At 57.4% G+C, this 1,098-nt stretch carries 1 protein-coding gene and 1 tRNA gene; both read left to right on the forward strand.

From position 1 onward, the window contains the following. Positions 1 to 294 precede the first annotated feature (294 nt). The gene (locus EOB36_RS33875; protein ID WP_095483127.1) at positions 295 to 474 is read left to right on the forward strand and encodes a hypothetical protein; all 180 of its coding nucleotides are present in this window, start codon (positions 295 to 297) and stop codon (positions 472 to 474) included. Then, positions 436 to 526 (forward strand) — tRNA-Ser (locus EOB36_RS33880). The genes EOB36_RS33875 and EOB36_RS33880 overlap by 39 nt, the downstream gene beginning before the upstream one ends. The last annotated feature ends 572 nt before the right edge of the window (positions 527 to 1,098 follow it).

Raw genomic sequence — 1,098 nt, forward strand, 5'->3', positions numbered from 1 at the left:
AAAGTTAAAAAACGGGTCTGGGTATTCTTTGCTGAAGGACAGCGTTCCCTGCCCCATCCCCACTACCGAAAAAGATGCGCACCGCGCCGCTCCTTCGAACTCGACATTACCCATGAGGCGGCGGCGTTCAACCACCATCGTACCGGCAAAAGGGCTGTGCGGGTGCTATCCCCAAACGTTGTTGCACAAATGACACGATTTGGCCTCACTCAGAAAGCTCCCGTTAACCATCGCCTCGCTTGCGAGCCCTTGCAATCCGGCCGATTCCGGCGATAGCCCGTCGGAATTGCGACGATGCGCCGAGTCGCCGGCCAACGGATTGCCGCAGAATCGCCGCATCGCGAAAGCGCCGTTTCGACAGAAGCCGGTTTTTTCAATGATAATGGCGCAGGCTTGTTGATTGTGCCGGCGCTTTTCTTTATCCACCGGCGCAACGGAGAGGTGGCCGAGTGGTCGAAGGCGCTCCCCTGCTAAGGGAGTAGAGGTCAAAAGCTTCTCGTGGGTTCGAATCCCATCCTCTCCGCCATTCTGATTTGCGCCTCGCGCTTCGCAGGGCAAGTCCGGCGAATTCTTCTCGTGACTCCCTTGCAAAGCCTGGTTTCGAAGCCTTCCCGGCCTCGTCATCCCAGGGCGAAGCAGGAGCGAAGCGACGTCGCGAAGACCCTGGGATCCATGCCATGACATCAGCCAAAGAATGCAGCGGCTCAGGATGGCCGTTCGACGAGTGCAGTCGCCAAGGGGTGCGCTGAACTGAAACAGAGCTTGCACCGTTGCGACACGTAAACATCACGGCATGGATCCTGGGGTCTGCGCTGCGTCGCTTCGCTCCTTGCTCCGCCCCAGGATGACGAAGGGAGAAATGCCTCGGCCAATCTCCAGAGTGTGCGATCGCCACCGACAAAGGGGGCCAATCTGTCAAAACTTCCTGTGTCAAAGAGCTAATTAGCAGCGCCTTTTTTGGCGCGCTCTTCGCCCAAGAACGTCTGCGGGGATGTTTTCCACGACCGGCGCAAAATCCCACGATTCTCCGAAAAATGCAGCAATAACAATTCGCTACCGTAGAAACAGCCGTCGCCGATCCGCTGTTTTGTTCGATTC

The organism is Mesorhizobium sp. M6A.T.Cr.TU.017.01.1.1 (assembly GCF_004023115.1).
Classification (GTDB): domain Bacteria; phylum Pseudomonadota; class Alphaproteobacteria; order Rhizobiales; family Rhizobiaceae; genus Mesorhizobium; species Mesorhizobium mediterraneum.